An 18480-nucleotide genomic window follows, 5' to 3' on the forward strand; every position below is an offset into this window, starting at 1 on the left:
CCTACAGAATTAACCCTACAAAATAAAACTTTTAATAAGAGAACTTGAACATATGAAAAGATTGAAATGCGGTCTTACCGTTGCGGCAGTATTTTTTACGGTAGCAGCCGAAGCACAGGAACTGGTCCAGAAAGTATCATTCGCTGTCCCGGCAAGCAGACCTCTCATTGAGGTACTGGAAGATTTTGCCGGAAAAACGGGAATGAGGCTGGCCTATTCTAAAATGGATATTAAGGAACTGAAAGTGAAAGGCGTAAAATGTGAAAATACTTCTGTAAATAACTGTCTTAAAGATATTACAAACGGGCTTCCGGTAGCATTCCGCCTTCGTGGAGACCTGATTTCAATAAAATATGAAGGAAACGGCATCTCGGTAACAGGAGATGGAAAAATTTCAGGAAAAATAGTGGATGAGGTGGGAAATCCGGTTGCCGGAGCTGAAGTTACGGTAGCAAAAAAGACCATCTTAACGGATAACAACGGTGATTTTGTTGTAGATGTTCCTTCTGGAGTTTATACCCTTACTGTAAAAGCTTCAAAATACAGCCCATTGAGGGTAGAAAAGCTTTCAGTGAATACCAATGAAACCAGTACGGTATCATTTGCGATGAAGCAGGCATCAGATAAAATAACAGATATTAAAGAAGTCGTTCTTACGGCCACCCGAAAAGCAGATACTCAGGCAGGTCTATTGGCTCAACAGAAAAAAGCAGCTCAGATGAGTGACGGAATCTCTGCCGAACAGATTGCAAAAACGCCTGATAATGACGTTGGAGGAACATTGAAAAGAGTAACCGGAATTACGACGATCGACAACAAATATGTAGTGGTACGTTCCATGGGAGAGCGTTGGAATACAGCCGCAATGGATGGAATCAATCTTCCGAGTACTGAAGCTTATAACCAGAACTTTTCATTTGATATTATTCCCACATCGATGGTGGAAAGTATCGTAGTGAGCAAAACGGCAACGCCGGATATGAATGCCAGTTTTGCAGGCGGTTATGTAGAAGTAAGAACCAAAGATATTCCCAATGAAAACTTTACAACGGTAAGTGTAGGAACTTCCTATAATGATCAGTCGGCGTTCAAAGAATTTCTGACCCGAAAGCAGGGAAAATATGATTATTTCGGCTATGATGACGGTACAAGAGATTTTCCTAAAGGCCTTGAACCAACGGACTGGAACAATCCATTATTTTTTGAACAGTCGAAAAGATTTACCAATGACAACTTCAGCACCTTCAAAACGAAAGCGGATATGGGATCCAATCTGCAGTTGGCACTGGGAAGAACTTTTACCCTTAAGAATAACAACAAGTGGGGATTTGCCGGAGCGTTTACGGTAAGAAACGAGCAGAATACACTGGATATTGACCATACGGGAAGAGGAAACTGGCTGGATACCACAGCACCTTATGATCCTAACTGGCAGGCGAATGGAACAGATCCTATCGTATTTTATAATTTTAAAAACAAAGGAGCTTCCTATAACTATAATTCCACGCTGGCAGGAATGTTGAATTTCGGATTACAGCTGGGGAAAAACAGAATTTCCTTCCGTAATTCATACACCCATATCTATGATAATACACTGACAAGAGTGACGGGCTGGAACGAATATACAGGAGGAAGCGGAATGGCCGCCAATGCGGAAGCATCCTACAATTATTTCTACAACGGGATTATTCCCAATAATGATCCTGCACAGATCAAAGCTCTGGACAAACCGTATACTGACAATACCAATTATCCTATTTATCAGACGCTTTTGCAGAATAAGCTGGAAGGAAATCACAAAATCGGAAATGTAGATATCAACTGGTTTGCTGCAAGAACAGGCGTGAAATCTGATACCAAAGACTACACACAGTATCTGAGCCAATACGATTTCGTGGGGAGTGAGATTCTTACCTATCATATGGTATACAACTCAGCATCTAATTTTTACAGAGGATATATCGCCAATAAAGAAACGGATTATAACTACGGAACTTCCCTGAAATGGAATTTAGATACGGGAAATTTTAAAACCGACATTAAAGCAGGTTACGCCGGGGTGATAAAGAATAATACCAACCAACAGCAGAAATTCTTTCTTAGGGTGGATGAAAACAGGGATGTTCCCAGCAGTGAAAAAGGATTCATGTCGTTGTATGGTTCTTTGCATCAATGGTTTGACGGTTCTAAATATGTTCCGGGAGGAATTGGCTGGCAAACAAAACCGATGTACAAAAATGACAAGTATGAAGGGAAGGTAACCCAAAATGCATTTTATGTCATGTTTGACAACAGATGGAAGAATCAATTCAGATTGGTTTGGGGAGTTCGTGCGGAATATTTTAAGTATGACCTTATTTCTCAGCAAATGGACGATTCGGATAATCAAAACGTTAAAAAAGCGCCTATTGATGATAAGGCATGGCAGTGGATGCCCTCTGTCAATTTTACCTACAGTCCTACCAATAAGATCAATGTAAGGTTGGCTTATAATAAAACCGTAATTCGTCCTCAGTTTAATGAAAGAACAGGGTTGCCATATTTTGATCCGGTAGCCAACGGTTTGATCTATAATACAGAAATGACCTCATCAGTAGTCAATAACTATGATTTTAAATTTGAATGGTTTCCCGGTCTGGGAGAAATATTTTCTGCCGGATTGTATTATAAGGATATCGACAGGCCTATTGAGCGTGAAGGCCGCCTCTCAAATGAAGGAAACCTCTTTCTGTACAATGGGAACTCTAAGAATGCAAAGCTGAAAGGATTAGAAGTGGAGGTAAGGAAAAATCTCGGATTTATTGCCGAAGGATCTCTGCTGGAAAAACTTTTTGTAAGTGGAAACTTCACCTACAATACTACAAAGGTAATCGCTTTTAAAGATCAGTATAAAACAGGGGAGAACGGTGAAACATATGAAGTGGAGAGACCATTATACGGACAGACTCCTTATGCCTATAATTTAGGGATGACCTACGACGGAAGCCGTTTTGGTGCCAGTTTTTTATACAACGCCAAGGGTGATCAGTATATCACAGTAGGTTATGATTATAACGGAGAGGAAATACAGCGTCCTTATGCAGTAGCAGATGCCCAGCTTTCCTATAAATTCTTAAGAAACAGAAATCTCGAAGTTAAATTCAATGTAAGAAACCTTTTCAACAGGGTGAAGGAGTTTTATAACAATTTCAATTCTTATTCAGTGCCCAACGGATCTGGAGGAAGTACCATATCAACGGATCGTGAGGCGTGGCAGCTTCTTCCGGGAGCTACAGACAAATATGACAAGAATATCGATAAGATCACATTCCGTGCTTACAGCGGAAGGATATTCGGACTAAGTGTGAACTATACGTTTTAAAAGATTATAAAGAACAGAATAAAAGAGCTCATTGATGTAATGCACAGGTTTTCGGAAACCTGAAGACGATCCGGATCAATACTGATGATGCGCACAGCAGTACAGGATCAGACAAAAACCGGCCGCTGCTATTTTTTCCCGGACAGCAGCGGATAAGCAGGGAAACCCGGCAGGACAGCTCCTCCTGAAATGCAGGGTAATCATACAACCAAATCGCAGGAATATAGAGGCGGATGTTCCTAAATATTAAAAATTCGGTCATAAAAATAATATGAACGGGTCTACTAAAAATTATAACAATGAAAAAACTAACTTTAATTGCTTTTGCAGCATTATCTCTTACTGCTTGTCAAAATGATAACCTTGCAGATTCTTCTACTCCTTTTGAAATGAAGCCTGCTTCTGCTGAGTATCTTACAGCTTCTTCTCTTCCTGTAACTACTGTAAGCGGTGATATTGTTTCAGATACAGAATGGAGTGGTGTTGTAGAACTTGACGGTATCGTAACTGTGAAGAACGGTGCTAAATTAACTATTCTGCCAGGAACTTTCATTAAGGCAAAACCAAACACATCCAATACCGCTACAGGAGTTTTAGTAATCTCTAAAACAGGTAAAATCAATGCTACCGGTACAGAATCTCAGCCGATTATTTTTACAAGTTATAAACTGTTAGACGGAGACGAAAACACAACGGCTGCTCCTGGAGATTTCGGTGGGGTGATTGTTTTAGGTAATGCACCTACCAATACACCTGATACTAAGACGATTGAAGGATTAACAGGTTCAGATTTTTATTACGGAGGTTCCGATGCAGCTCACAACGGAGGTACATTGAAATATGTTCGTATTGAATTTGCAGGATTCGATCTTTTAGCGCCTAACTCAGGAAATGAGATCAACGGTCTTACTTTAGGAGGTGTTGGAAACGGTACTACTTTAGATCATATCCAGGTTTCTTATGGTAAAGATGACTCTTTCGAATTCTTCGGAGGTACAGTAAATGCTTCTAACCTTGTTTCTTTTGCTGCAGATGATGACAACTTTGACTTTGACAACGGGTACACAGGAACAATTACCAACGCACTTGCTTTAGCAGATACAAACTCTACCCACAGTTTAAGTGGTGGTGTTTCTGATACTAACGGTATTGAGCTGGATAATAACGCAACAGGTACTGCTACAACATTGATCACCAATCCGGTAATCAACAATCTGACAATTGTAGGATCTCGTACTAATGTGTTATATACTACAGGTACACCATCAGGATCTTATTATGAAAATGGTATCCACATCAGAAGAAACGGAAAATTAACATTGAACAACGCCGTAGTTACAGGATATCCTGTTGGAATTAAAGTAGAAGGTACAGGTTCTGAACTTACTTCAGCTTCTAACCTAAGCTCGATCCAGGTACACGGATTTACAACTTCTGTTACAGGTGCAGGTACATCAGGAATTCCTGCTGCCAACCTATTAACAGGAACTACCGCTTCATCTTGGGGGATGAGCCAGCCGTTCTTCAACGAAGGACCATGGAACGTATCTCCTAGAAATAGCGGAAACTTCCAGGGAACATGGACTAAATATGACTTCTCTATTGTAGAATAAAACATTAAATGCAGGGGAAGCTTCCCATGTCTTTCCCTGCTTTTTTTTAAATCTCTAATAATCTGTATTATGAAAAAACTATTTTTATTATCTATTGTATTGGTATCTCAGGCTGCAGCAGCGCAGATTCAGGTATGGAGCAATTCTTTTAATACACCTGCTGATCTTCAGGGATGGACTACTCATGACCTTAACAACAACGGAAACGGATGGGTACAGGGACAAAATATTTATTTAAACGGTACCGCTCTTACGTATGGAACTTCAGGAACGCTTCGCTATTCGACAAGTCTGGTTCCTTCAGGTACAGTTCCAAGCCTTGCTACTGAAAACGACTGGATCATTTCTCCGCAGATCAATCTGGAAGGAGCATCCGGAACCATCAATCTGGCAGCGTATATAGGAAGACAGAGAACCACACACCTTAATTTCGGACGTGATGTGTATATTTATGTAAGCACCCCTCAGAAACCCGTTCCTACATTGGCAGACTTTCAGGCAATGACTGTGGATGGAAGTGGAAATGATATTCCAAGTCCATACAGAATTATCGCAGGAACGCTCAGCAACCCTTTTCCAACTGATCTTACTCAGTTTAAAGAAAACTTGATAGATATTTCTGCTTTTGCCGGTAAAAAGATCTACATCGCTTTATGGTCTAACAGAAAAACGACAGGAAACAATCTGCAGAATATTAACATCGATGAAATGGCGATTTATGCTTCAACATTTTTGGGAACTAAGGATCTAAAGAAGAAAGAAAATCTAACTAAAATAACGGAAAACCCGGTAAAGGAATTCCTTCAGCTTCAACTGAATCCAGACTTTAATGGAAATAAGACGGAGGTGAATATTTACAGTGTAGCCGGACAGAAAGTGCTTTCAGTACCTTATAACAAATCTGTGAATGTAGCATCACTACAGGCAGGAATGTACATCGCTGAAGTTTCTGACGGAAAAACAACGGAAAGACTGAAGTTTATTAAAAAATAATCACACAGCAGCTATCCACCCACCTACAGAGCATTCTGCAGGAATTGACATGAAAACTTTAATCGGTCAAAAATGATTTGAAGCTTCCCCGCAGAGACTTTTTTTGACCATAAACATATCTGACTTAGTTTTTTTATAATTATCCTATTGTCCCGCTAGTCAACGGGCGGGGCAATATTTCTAAGTCCGGTTATAATTTAAATTGATATAAATGAATAAGTTCATTGCACTTTTATTTTTTACTCTATTGGTTTCCTGTGCAGACAGCAGCGTGATGCAGCCGTTTGATAAATCGCAGAAACCTGCTCAGGTTACGATCAAAGGATATTCTAAACCGGACATTCTTCAGCTGAGACTGAACGGAACTCCGGTATCCATCAACGGAAGTACGTCTTACACCAATAAAATAGAAACCAGAATTGATTTTGTCTTAGATGAAGGCGAAACAGACAGACTTGGAATCTACAACAATGAAACGGGCGCTGAGGTAGCCCATTATAATATGACCTACAATAATATCGACGATTACAAAACCCTGAACTTTTTCAATCTTCCGGGGATTTTTCTTCAGGCTTCAGCCGTAAAACCACAGGTTAATCTGGGAAAAGTAGGATTTGAATTCATTTTTCCAAACCTGGGTGAATATTCCGGAACCCCATTAGCCCATGTGAAAGGAATTCTGAGAAGAGAAAATGGAGTAGTGCTGGCAGAATTTGACAACATCGGAAAGAAGAGCTTTACGGAGGTAAAAATATATAACTATTTCAGTAATACAGCTCCGGTTTATCTTGAATTGTATCAATCCGGAACTACCACTCCTTATGTCGGATCTGAAATCATCAAAGTTAAAATAAAACAGGACATGGGAGCGAATCTGATCGTGATTCAGGAAAAAATGGAAAATGGTGTCTTTACGGTCAAAGGAGATATCGATGTAGCAGATTATCTGTAATACCAGCCCGTCTCTATGAAGAAACATATTTATTCTCATCTATTGCTGCTTGTGGCAGTTTTACTATTGGTCTTATCATGCAACCATGATGATGAGGGCGGTCCCAATTTTCCGGAAGGAAGCACCGAATCTGTCAACCTTTGGGTACAGGACAGCATGAGGCGGTACTACTATTGGGCAGATCAGATGCCTGCGAAACCGGATTACCATCTTCCGGTGAAAGATTTTTTTAAAAGCCTGTTGTCACCTCAGGACCGTTTTTCATTTGCGGTAGATCCTCAGGCCCCTTCTTCTTATCCGCGGTCTGTCCGGAATATGTATGGTTTTGATTATGCAGTGATACAGCTCCCCAATGGAAATATAGTGACCACCGTTAAGCTGGTGATGAAAAACTCTCCGGCGTTCAATTCTGGGTTGCAGAGAGGAATGATGATTACAAAAATCAATGGCCAGGCGATTACGGCATCAAATGCAGAACAACTAACCTCATCGATTAAAGACCAAACCGTAATAGATCTCACGGTAGGAAACTGGAAAAACGGATCGGTTGCGGATGAAAAGAACATCAAAGTGTATTACGGATACTCTTTTGAACAACCTTTGGAATCAAAAATATTTGAAAAGAACGGGAAAAAGACAGGCTATCTCTACGTCTACGATTTTCCGGATGGAATGACATCAGTACTGAATCAGAAATTCGCTTTATTCAAAGCTTCCGGAGTACAGGAACTGATTTTGGATCTCCGTTACAATTACGGCGGTTCCGTATCTTCAGCTGCGGCGCTCTGTTCCCTGATTCCGTCAAATATTACAGCAACATCACCATTCATTGTATATAAAGGAAACAAAAACGGAGGCGAAGTAAAAAGAACATTTGCCCAGCAGATTGCTTATGATCCTGCAGCCCTTGATTTCAACACCCTTCGAGCGAACGCCCTGGGACTGAATAAAGTCTATGTCTTAAGTTCAAACAGTACGGCTTCTGCATCAGAAATTGTGATCAACAATCTTAAACCTTATCTACAGGTCGTTCAGGTAGGTGATGTGACACTGGGCAAAGATATGGCCGGATTTATGGTGGAAGATAAACGGAAGCCCAAAAAGATCTCCTGGCAGCTTCATCCGGTGATCTATAAAGTTTTTAATGCCAATGGGGAAGGAGCTTACAGCAACGGAATTCCTCCACAGATTGCAGCTAACGAATTTACCGCGCTTCCACTGCTTGCATTAGGAGATTCAGAAGAAACTTTGATTTCATCTGCCCTGAACAGTATTTATTCAAAATCGGCCGGCAAGGAGGTTTTGGACAAGGGTCTTAAGATTTTATTTCAAAGCGATACGCCTTCAGCAGCCATCGGAAAGTGAATGTCTTTTTAAGCTTTAATACATAAACCAACAGCCATGCAGGGAATAGAACCTAAATTTCACAGCAGCCTCACAGACCGGATGGAGTATTACCGCGGTCTCCTGAAGAAAACAGCCGGGGCTTCGGATATCCAGCCTTCTGACATGATTTCGAAGATCTCGGAATTGGGAGAGTTGTATGAAGATTATCTGGCCAATAAAAGACAATTGGAAAGAAGCATTAAAAACTACAGACAATATCATAATGATCTGCGTAAACAGCTGACTTTGCGCGTAAGGGAATTAAGACGGAAGACGAGGCAGAAATGATTTTTATGTAACCAAAAAAGCAGCAAAAGTCTTTCTACATTTTAGTTGAATGAAGTTGAAAAAAATCACGCACAAGAGCACCGTAAATATGCTCAATCAACTGTGTAATCCGTGAAATCCGTGGTAAAGAAAGTGCTCACGATTCAGTTGCAAAAGGTTTTAACACTTAAGTTATTTTGAAGTTGAATGTATTGAGAATAAGAAGTTCACTTAAGTTTTTTTGATGGATGTGAAACTACTCTTTTCAGGATATTTTCAAGCAGAGTTTTAAGTGTTTAAAAGGTTTCATGGGGTATTTATTCTGTCTTCATTAGATTCTTTACTATGAAATTCATACATTTATCAGGTTGACAGATAACAAGTGTATGCATTTTGATTGGTTTCATTTTTCTGATTATGTAAAAATATTCTGGCAGTTCTCTTGGCTGCAATGGATCATATTCAGCATTCTATCCAATGTTTTTCTGTGTTTATTTTCAATAGGATTATATCAGTTTATTGAAAAAACATGCCGCAAAGACATACTGCAACAGCAAAACCATCCTATTACTCAATCGGATTTCTATCTCAGCCTTCTTACGGTTTTCTGTAACAGTTTAGTCATGCTGTTGGGAGCATTTCTATGGAAAACCCATTGGATTATCCTTGACCCTGATCCATCTGCGGTTTCTGTTGTTCTGGAAACCATTGCTCTAGTTCTCTTAATGGATCTTCTGATGTACTTTTTTCATTATGCCGCTCATCTGCCTTTTGTATATAAAATTTTGCATGGCAGGCATCATGAACATGTCAGTACTAATTTTCTAAGCCTTTTTGTATTGCATCCTTTCGAAACCATCGGCTTTGGATTCATGATTTTAGCATTATTAATGAGCTATGATTTTTCTATACTTTCTATAAGTCTTTATGTACTCATCAATCTTATCTGGGGAACGATAGGCCATCTGAACCGGGAATTCTTTCCTGCATCGTTTGACCGTTTCTTTGTAGGAACAACCAAGTTTCACAATCAGCATCATTTGGATGGAAACAAAAACTTTGGTTTTTATACTTCTGTTTGGGATAGGTTGTTTGGAACGTATCGGGCATAATAACATTAATATTTTTACCAGATTTGGATTCTATATATCTGCTCTTTTCTTGTCAGTTCTGTCATGGACAAGCATTTTCTATAATTTTTTTTCGATATTTAATTTCTTTGATAGTAAAGCAAAATAACAACCTGTAAAATTTATATACGTCACGTTCTGTCGCTGTCCCGGGATACTTTTGTAATGGGAAAACTGGAAATGCATTAGTAAGTGATAAACTTCTCATTAAATCTTATTAAAGAGACTTGTAGATGTGTTAAAAAGTGTTAAATTTGCCGCGTTATTTATAAAACTAATATTAACTTAAAACACAGATAGATGAAGAGATTCTATTCCGGTGCATTGACCTTGTGCACGCTTCTGGGGCTGTCTGCCCAGGAAGTATTGTGGCAGAAAGACATCAGGTCTTCTACGCAGAATTTTCTAAGCCAGGTGACCACGACTATTGATCAGCAATATCTTATTTCGGGAAGCAGTATCCAAAGCAATAAGCTTCAGGCTGAAGGCAGTAAGCAGAATAACGGTTACGATTTTCACTTAATTAAATTAAATCAACAAGGTGAACAGGTTTGGGAGAAATATTTCTCAGGACAGAACCATGATTATCTTTCAGCTTCTGTAGCTACTCAGGAAGGAGGGTTTCTTCTGGCCGGAACTTCTTATTCTGGAAAAGGATTAGATAAAAAAGAAGATTCCAAAGGTGGATCTGATATCTGGCTGATCAGAATCAATGAATTCGGAGATGAGCTTTGGCAAAAAACATTGGGAAGTTCTTCTGATGAGGAAGCACGATCTGTTATTCAAACAACAGACCTCGGATTCTTTGTAGCCGGAAATGTTCAAAACTCATCTAAAGGTTATGGATCAAAAGACGTTTGGATTTCCAGATTGGATAAAAACGGAAAAATACTTTCTGAAACTGTTCTGGGCGGAAAAGGCCTGGATGAAGTGGAGAAAATGATTCCGACAAGGGATGGAGGAACCTTGTTGGGAATTTACTCGAGGAGTTCCGAGATCCGGGTTTCGGGTTCTACAGATAAGTCGTCTTCAGCAATCTCATATCCAGTATCCCGTAACGCGAAGTCTACAGAAAACTTCGGCGAAGGTGACTACTGGATTGTTAAACTGGATAAAACTGGAAAAGTAGAATGGGAAAAGAATTACGGGGGGAAAGGCGATGATCATATCAGAACATTGGCGTTGACATCTGCAGGATATGTAATCGGTGGAGAATCCAGATCCGAAAGGTCAGGGAATAAAACGGTAGGAATTGAAGAAGGAACAGATTTATGGTTGATCTCTTTAAATGAAAGAGGCGATGAAATCTGGCAAAAATCTTACAATTTCAAGAATCGCGATATTTTAATGGGAATGAGTGTCCTTCATTCAGCAGATGATAAATCCTCAAAGGGAATTCTTTTAGGAGGCTATACTCAGGCAGAAGGAAAAATACAAACAGATGATGAAACGTTCTGGATGCTGTATCTGAATCAGGACGGCAATGAAGCGTGGAGAAAATATGTAAAAGGAGAATCCCGAAAGAAAGAGGAAAGACTTTCAGATATCAAATTAAACAGAGATGGCTCCATCATCCTGGCAGGAACCAGTGCGGAAGAGCTTGGAAAAGAGAACTGGAAAATTGTAAAGCTTGGAGACAGCCAGATCAATAAACTGATCGAAAAACAAGACATTAAAATTTATCCGAATCCGGTTTCAGATTATGCTTACGTAGAAATAGGTTTTGATTTTAAAGAAGCTGATATTATTCTGTATGACATGGGAGGAAGACAGCTTCAGAGCTTGAAAACAAAGAATAAAGTGACGAAGATCAATACTCAGAATCTGATTCAGGGGGCTTATCTGGTTACGATAAAAACGGATACTCATAAAACGGCAAGTGCCAAACTAATCAAGAAATAACACAATCATGAAAAAAATCTTTTTTATACTCATCTTTTTTTTAGTTGAAAATGTATGTTATAGCCAAACCCCAAGTTCTAATGTAGGAATTACGCAACCTGTTCCTTCCGTATCTTCATTAGCAACATATGATAATATTCCAGTCTCTTATCAGACAGGAATTCCCAATATTTCCTATCCTTTAATTAGCGTACCTACAAACAGTAAGTTTGTCAATATTAATTTACAGCTAAATTATCATGCAGGAAATGTTTCCAATGATAGTTGGGCAGGGGAAGTGGGAACAGGATGGTCGTTATTGGGGCAAGGAGCTATTTCAAGGGAAGTTATGAATGATTTTGATGAATCGTTCGATGATGCATCTATGTTTTATTATATTAAAAATGAATTCAATGATATATATAATTTTAACATTGGGGGAGAGTCAGGAAAATTTAGAGTAGAAAGGAATACTGTAAATAATACTTTTAAAATTTTAAAATTGAGTCCTTATACTTCAAAAGTAGAATATACCAGGACCAATAACACATCTACCTTAATTTTTGACTCCTTTACTATAACCAGTGAGGAAGGTATTAAATATTATTTTAAAGATTACGATATTTCTATGATGAATGTTTGGGCTTACGATCAGCCACTAGGCGGCTCAATGAGGGGTGACCGAAAATATAGAAGTACATTTTATCTGACTTCAATATCGGATGAGAACAATAATGAACTGGTAAAGTATGTCTATCTGAAAGATATCAAATATATGTTAGGTACTGGAAATGCTATTTCAGAATCAGAAACCAATAAAATCAAACGTATAGAGATTAAAGACAGGGGCATTATAGAGTTTAATTATGATAAGGATGAATCTTTAAATAAAAAGAATGATAAATTCAGTATCAATAATATTGTTTTAAAAAATAATAATGATCGGTTTATCAAAAAATATAGATTTGAGTATGATTTCTTTCCCTATCGAAGATTAAGATCTTTTAAACAAGTAGATGTGAGTGAAAATGAAATCGAAAAATTTAAATTTGACTATGCCGAAGTGTCAAGTCCTATCTCTGAAGGGACTCCTGTAATATCTTGGGATGTACTAAAAAAAGTGAAATTACCAACAAAAGGAACTGTTGAATATAATTTTGACCTTGTTCTTTCCTATGCTACTAATATTGTGGAGACATATCCATCGCCGATGTTAGACTTGGCCAATGTATCATTTGACCAATTCAATGCCCCGGATAAAAAATACTATTTTACACTTACCCAAGATACAGAAGTAATCATAGATATACCAACTTTCCTACTTGGGAATACATCACCCTGGGTATTAGGTTTTTATAGAAAGACGGGGAATGTTTACGAGAACATGCCCTACGCAATAGATGGAAATACCCAATCTATGTTGAAAAGAACATATCCGGCTGGTGAATATTATGTTTCCTTAGTAAATTACGATCCCTCAGCCCCCTTTGACGGCCCAGTCAACTTTATTGCCCGCTACTATGATACACCTCCTATTAAGACTATTGTTTTGTTACCTACAAAAAACAGATTATTAAGAATAAAAAATATCAAGTATTTTGATGGAGATTCTACCGATTTTCCTTCAGTTCCATCGAAAATGGAAGAATATGAATATAACAAATTTGATGAACCAACAGCTTCTAGCGGTTATTATACCCAAGATGGGAGTACTGATGAGCTTGATCCGATAAACCCCGTAATGGTATATAAAAATGTGAAAGTTTCTGACGGGAATGGTTACACAAAATATTATTTTAAAGCGGCAGATACGTATCCAACTCAACCTACTATAGATCCTATTCGAGATTTTTGGCCTCACTTCAACATAATGAGAAGTGGACTTATTGATAAAAAAGAAATTTACAGTTCTTCTAATAAGAAACTTGTTGAAGAAACTTTCGAATATGGATTTAAAGAATATTATTCACTAATGTATCTGTCAGCTCCAACTGGAGTAGGAGGAAATTTTTATTTGAATACTTCATGGATAAAGAATCAGAAAATAAAATCAAAAAACTTCTCTGATTCGGGGGTAACGGAGACGATATCTGAAGTTATCAAAAATGATACAAACTATAGGGTAAATAACGAAAAAACGACATCTAATGATGGATATGTTTATGAAACATCTTATCTGTATGCCTTAGATAAAAATAATCAAAAACTGATTAATGCTAATATGATCGGTATTCCGCTTGAAAGTAGTACAATCAAAAGGAAAGATATCTCTGATGCAGGAAAGCTTCTTTCTAAAACCGAAACCAGATATGATAACCAGCTAAATAAGCTTCCAAGTTCTGTGATTTCTTATAATTTACAGAATTTGCCATCAGTTGAATTAACATATGATAAATATGATGAACTAACCGGGAACTTACAACAATACACGACAAAGGGGGGGATTTCCACAACCATCATCTGGGGCTACAGCAAAACCCAGCCTATTGCAAAAATTGAGGGTGCAAAACTTTCAGATATTCCTCAATCGTTAATTGATAATATCGTCAATGCCTCAGACAATGATGCTCATTTGGGGACTGATACTTCCGAACAGGCTTTGATCGAAGCTTTAAACGTGTTCAGAACCAGTTCTGCTCTATCAGGATATCAGATCAGCACGTATACTTATAGTCCATTAATTGGTGTTAAGAATATCATACCTCCATCTGGAATCAGAGAAGTTTACATCTATGATCCTGCTAATCGACTGAAAGAAGTCAAACAGTTGGATAAAAATGGTGTATACAGGATCGTGAAAGAATACAAATACAATTATAAAAACTAAACACAAGCATGAAAAAAATAATCATTCCAATTGGACTGCTGCTGCTCGCTCATTCAGCACAGGCTCAACTTACACCACTTCCCAATACAGAAAATTATGTACAAACTAAAACCTATCTCGATTATAATGCGACTGGTCAGCCTACAAAAAGTTCTGAAACCGTTCAGTATATTGATCTGCTTGGAAGACCCAAACAGGTGGTTAGCGTAAAAGCTTCTCCTTTAGGGCGAGATGTCGTTACCCATATAGAATACGATCAGTTTGGAAGACAATTAAAAGACTATTTACCTGTTCCACAGTCAGGAACCCTAAATGGAGCAATTGTACCAACACCATTAGCTAATGCTACCAATACACCTTACGGATTAGAAAAGATCTACGCAGAAAAAGTATTGGAAAGTTCTCCTATTAACAGGATTCTTGAACAGAAGCAGGTAGGAAATGCCTGGAACACCAAGCCTGTGAAATTTGGATACGATGTGGTTACTGTAGCTGATAGGGTTAAAAAGTTCATCACCGTTACCTCATGGGAAAATGGGGCAACAAAGTCCCGGTTGGAAGAAAACTGGCTGTATACCGATGGGCAATTGTACAAAAACTCTGTTAAGGATGAAGACCTGAATGAAACTATAGAATTCAAAAATGGAAAGGGCCAAACCGTATTGGTAAGAAGAGTTATTGCCAATGATGAATATGCTGACACGTATTATGTTTACAATGAATATGACCAACTTGCAATTGTGATTCCACCATTGGCAAGCATCCGTGGTGATCTTGTTGCGAATACAGTAAAGCAGGATGAATTGTGCTACCAATACTGCTATGATGGAAGAGGAAGACTTGTTGAGAAGAAACTACCGGGAAAAGGCCGGGAGTTTATGGTGTATGATAAACAGGACAGATTGGTAGCAACTCAGGACGCCAATTTAAATGCGAAAGGTCATTGGCTGTACACGAAATATGACCAGTTTGGAAGAATTATCATGACTGGAATATCCCTTGCTATGGGAAGTTCCCGTCTGGAAGAACAAAACTATGCAGATACCAAAGGGAGTAACAATGAAACCAGAAGCTCTTCCGTTGTGGTGAATTACAGCGGGATGGGCGTGTACTATTCTGTTGCCCAAGGCTATCCTCAATATGACAAAGTATCTAATCTTCTGAGTCTTAATTATTATGATACCTATCCTACAGGAGCACCAGATATTCCATCACAGATACTTGGAGATAGTGTTTTGCAGGAAAATACCCAAAATTCAACGACCAGTACAAAAGGATTACCCACTGCCAGCTATATAAAAAATACAGAAGCCAGTGATTATGGATGGACCAGGAATTATACCTATTACGACACCAAAGGCCGGCCAATTGGTACCCATTCCATTAACCATTTAGGTGGCTACACTAAAACAGAATCTAAGCTGGACTTTACAGGAACACCGCAGACGGTTATTACCAGACACAAAAGGTTAGAGACGGATACGGAAAGAGTCATCACTGAAAACTTCACCTATGATCACCAGAACAGACTTTTGGTGCATAAGCAGCAGGTAGATGGGAATCCTGAAGAAATTCTGGCTCAGAACAAGTACAATGAGCTTTCCCAGCTTGAAAACAAGAAAGTGGGAGGAGTTAGTATGGGTTCGCCGCTTCAAAGTATCGATTACAAATACAACATCAGAGGCTGGATGACCCAGATCAATGATCCTGCTACGCTGAATGGAAAGCTGTTTGGATATAAAGTAAAATATACAGATCCTGTTTACACCGATGTTTCATTAGGGAAATTCAATGGAAATATTGCTGAAATAGACTGGAATATGTCAACGGTTAACAATCTGAAAAGATACAACTACACCTATGACAAACTGAACCGTTTAACCGATGCCGAATACGCAGAACCAGAGAACACCAATCCCCATAATAAGAATTTTGATGAACGTTTAACCTATGATTTAAACGGAAATATTGCCTTCTTAAAAAGAAATGCCATTCCTGTTTTGGGCTCTACTTCTACACAGGTGGATGATCTTGAGTATAAATATACCGGAAACCGTTTGAATAAGGTTATCGAAAGCTCTTTAAATGATACAGGATATGAAGGAGGAAACAATACCATTGATTATGACCTGAACGGGAATATGATCAATATGAAAGATAAAGGCATTCAAACGATCACGTACAATTATCTGAACCTACCGAATGTCTATGATATTGCGCAGACCACGGGTGGTGTCAGCTTTATTTCTAATCTCAGCTATCTATACCGTGCAGACGGAACCAAACTGAAAAAAATCTATACCAGTACAATGGATGGAAGGGGAGCTGTGACCACCACACGAATGACAGATTATCTGGATGGGTTCCAGTACAGCTACATCGATACGGGAGGAGGGCTTCAACCCTGCCTGGGCTGCAGAACAGAGTCTGCTTTTGAAGAGCAGGCCTATGAAAATGTAGGAAAAACATTTCCCGGTCTTGGAGGAACTCCGGAATGGAAACTGGATTTTGTACCCACAGCAGAAGGATTTTACAGTTTCACAGAAAACCGTTATATTTACCAGTACAGAGATCATTTAGGAAATGCCAGAGTAAGTTTTGCCAAAAACAGCGCAGGAGCTCTTGAAGTGACGGATACCAACAACTATTATCCATTTGGTCTCAATCATATAGAAGGCATGCTTGGTAATTCCAAACTTGGAGGGTATTACAGTTATAAATACAATGGGAAGGAACTTCAGGAAACGGGGATGTATGATTATGGAGCGAGGTTCTATATGTCAGACTTGGGAAGGTGGGGTGTGGTGGATCCGTTGGCGGAGAAGATGACTAGACACAGCCCTTATAATTATGCGTTTAATAATCCTATACGTTTTATTGATCCTGACGGAAGACAAGGAAATGACGTAATTATAACAGGTGACTATAAAGATAAGGCTCTTGAATTATTGCAAGCATCTGTAGAAGGTCAATTAAATTTAACAATGGATAAAAATGGTAAGGTTATGGCAGAAGCCGTAAAAGGAGCAACATTAACAGATGCATCTTCGACATTTTTGAAAGCAACAGAAGATAATTGTAATATAGTTGTTTTGAAAACTGATGGTGATTACAGACTTGATGGTGAAACTTACTATGCTGGAGGAGCTTATGGCGGAAGTAAAATGGCCGGCAATGGAAAAATGATAGGGACAAATGTAGTAAATCCAATGGTTAATGAAAAGATAGATGAAGCATTAGGTTTACCAAAAGGCGTTGGAACTTTACATGAGGGTCTTGAAGCTTATATGGGTATACTTAATAGCCCAGGCAGTCCAGCTGGAACACCTGGAAATAATGACAAAGGATATATGGCTGCTCATAAAAAAGCTAATGAACTAGATCCGAGACATAATGATGGAGACGGAACTGTGAAAGTATCAAGCCATATCAGAGTAAGAAATATGGGTGAAGGAAATAAACCTAAGTCTATTACTGAAGAAATAATCATGACCAATACTAAAACAGGAGTAAAAACTTCTTTAGGTAGCTTTACAACTAAACAACAATGAAAATACTATCAATAATAATTTTATACTGTTTATTTTTATTTGCTACAAATAAAAATATTCAACAAGAGGGTGAAGTGAATATAATTGCAAAAGTTGAAAATATAGATTCTCTAAAACCTTGTTATCTTATTTATATAAAAAGCAAACTGGGAAAAGGCATGTTTATCATGCCTAAACTCTGTTCAAAAAATGGAAAATTTAATTATAAATTAAAAAAAGGAGAATCATATTATTTTAAATTAAAAAAAGAAGTTTATGTAAGAGGTAGCTTGCCAGAGGCAGAGTATAGAGAAGAATCTGTCAATGATCAAGTAGTTTGGACGAGTAAAATGAAAAGTACCTTTTATGAAGATTGTACAAATATGTGCGGTCTGTATATAGACAACGAAGGAAAATCTAAAAAATCTAAAAAAAGAAATAAATATGACTAGTCCTGAAATAGCGATACATATTAAAGGACAAAAATAAATAATTAAACCAGAGCAAATTTCTTTTTGCTTTGGTTTTTGTTTTTATAGG

Annotated in this window: 11 protein-coding genes; all 11 read left to right on the forward strand. The window is 38.3% G+C overall.

What is annotated here, in order from left to right:
• Nucleotides 1-52: 52 nt before the first annotated feature.
• The 11 genes from BM143_RS20780 (at nucleotide 53) to BM143_RS20830 (ending at nucleotide 18392) form a co-directional block, all read left to right on the forward strand.
• Entirely contained in the window at nucleotides 53-3361 is a 3309-nt protein-coding gene (locus tag BM143_RS20780; RefSeq protein ID WP_090026964.1) for a TonB-dependent receptor, read from the forward strand.
• Nucleotides 3362-3660: 299 nt separating this feature from the next.
• A complete protein-coding gene (locus BM143_RS20785) occupies nucleotides 3661-4974 on the forward strand; it encodes a hypothetical protein (protein WP_090026966.1) in 1314 nt (437 codons plus the stop codon).
• A 69-nt stretch (nucleotides 4975-5043) separates the two neighbouring features.
• Nucleotides 5044-5967: a T9SS-dependent choice-of-anchor J family protein gene (locus tag BM143_RS20790; protein ID WP_090026968.1), complete on the forward strand. Its 924-nt coding sequence runs from the start codon at nucleotides 5044-5046 to the stop codon at nucleotides 5965-5967.
• Nucleotides 5968-6178: 211 nt separating this feature from the next.
• Nucleotides 6179-6919, forward strand: a complete 741-nt coding sequence (locus tag BM143_RS20795; protein WP_228430912.1) for a hypothetical protein — start codon at nucleotides 6179-6181, stop codon at nucleotides 6917-6919.
• 15 nt (nucleotides 6920-6934) lie between these two features.
• Complete coding sequence (locus tag BM143_RS20800) at nucleotides 6935-8284, forward strand: S41 family peptidase (RefSeq protein WP_090026970.1); 1350 nt, start codon at nucleotides 6935-6937, stop codon at nucleotides 8282-8284.
• Nucleotides 8285-8320: 36 nt separating this feature from the next.
• Nucleotides 8321-8593, forward strand: coding sequence for a hypothetical protein (locus tag BM143_RS20805; RefSeq protein ID WP_090026972.1), 273 nt, complete (start codon nucleotides 8321-8323; stop codon nucleotides 8591-8593).
• A 365-nt stretch (nucleotides 8594-8958) separates the two neighbouring features.
• Nucleotides 8959-9684: a sterol desaturase family protein gene (locus tag BM143_RS20810; protein WP_090026974.1), complete on the forward strand. Its 726-nt coding sequence runs from the start codon at nucleotides 8959-8961 to the stop codon at nucleotides 9682-9684.
• A gap of 318 nt (nucleotides 9685-10002) precedes the next feature.
• On the forward strand, nucleotides 10003-11604 hold the full coding sequence (locus BM143_RS20815; protein ID WP_090026976.1) for a T9SS type A sorting domain-containing protein: 1602 nt from the start codon (nucleotides 10003-10005) through the stop codon (nucleotides 11602-11604).
• Nucleotides 11605-11611: 7 nt separating this feature from the next.
• Complete coding sequence (locus BM143_RS20820; protein ID WP_090026978.1) at nucleotides 11612-14410, forward strand: hypothetical protein; 2799 nt, start codon at nucleotides 11612-11614, stop codon at nucleotides 14408-14410.
• 8 nt (nucleotides 14411-14418) lie between these two features.
• Nucleotides 14419-17961: a DUF6443 domain-containing protein gene (locus BM143_RS20825; protein ID WP_090026980.1), complete on the forward strand. Its 3543-nt coding sequence runs from the start codon at nucleotides 14419-14421 to the stop codon at nucleotides 17959-17961.
• Nucleotides 17958-18392, forward strand: coding sequence for a hypothetical protein (locus tag BM143_RS20830; RefSeq protein ID WP_090026981.1), 435 nt, complete (start codon nucleotides 17958-17960; stop codon nucleotides 18390-18392). The genes BM143_RS20825 and BM143_RS20830 overlap by 4 nt, the downstream gene beginning before the upstream one ends.
• Nucleotides 18393-18480: the final 88 nt, after the last annotated feature.

It is taken from the genome of Chryseobacterium oleae, assembly GCF_900115055.1.
Lineage (GTDB): Bacteria > Bacteroidota > Bacteroidia > Flavobacteriales > Weeksellaceae > Chryseobacterium > Chryseobacterium oleae.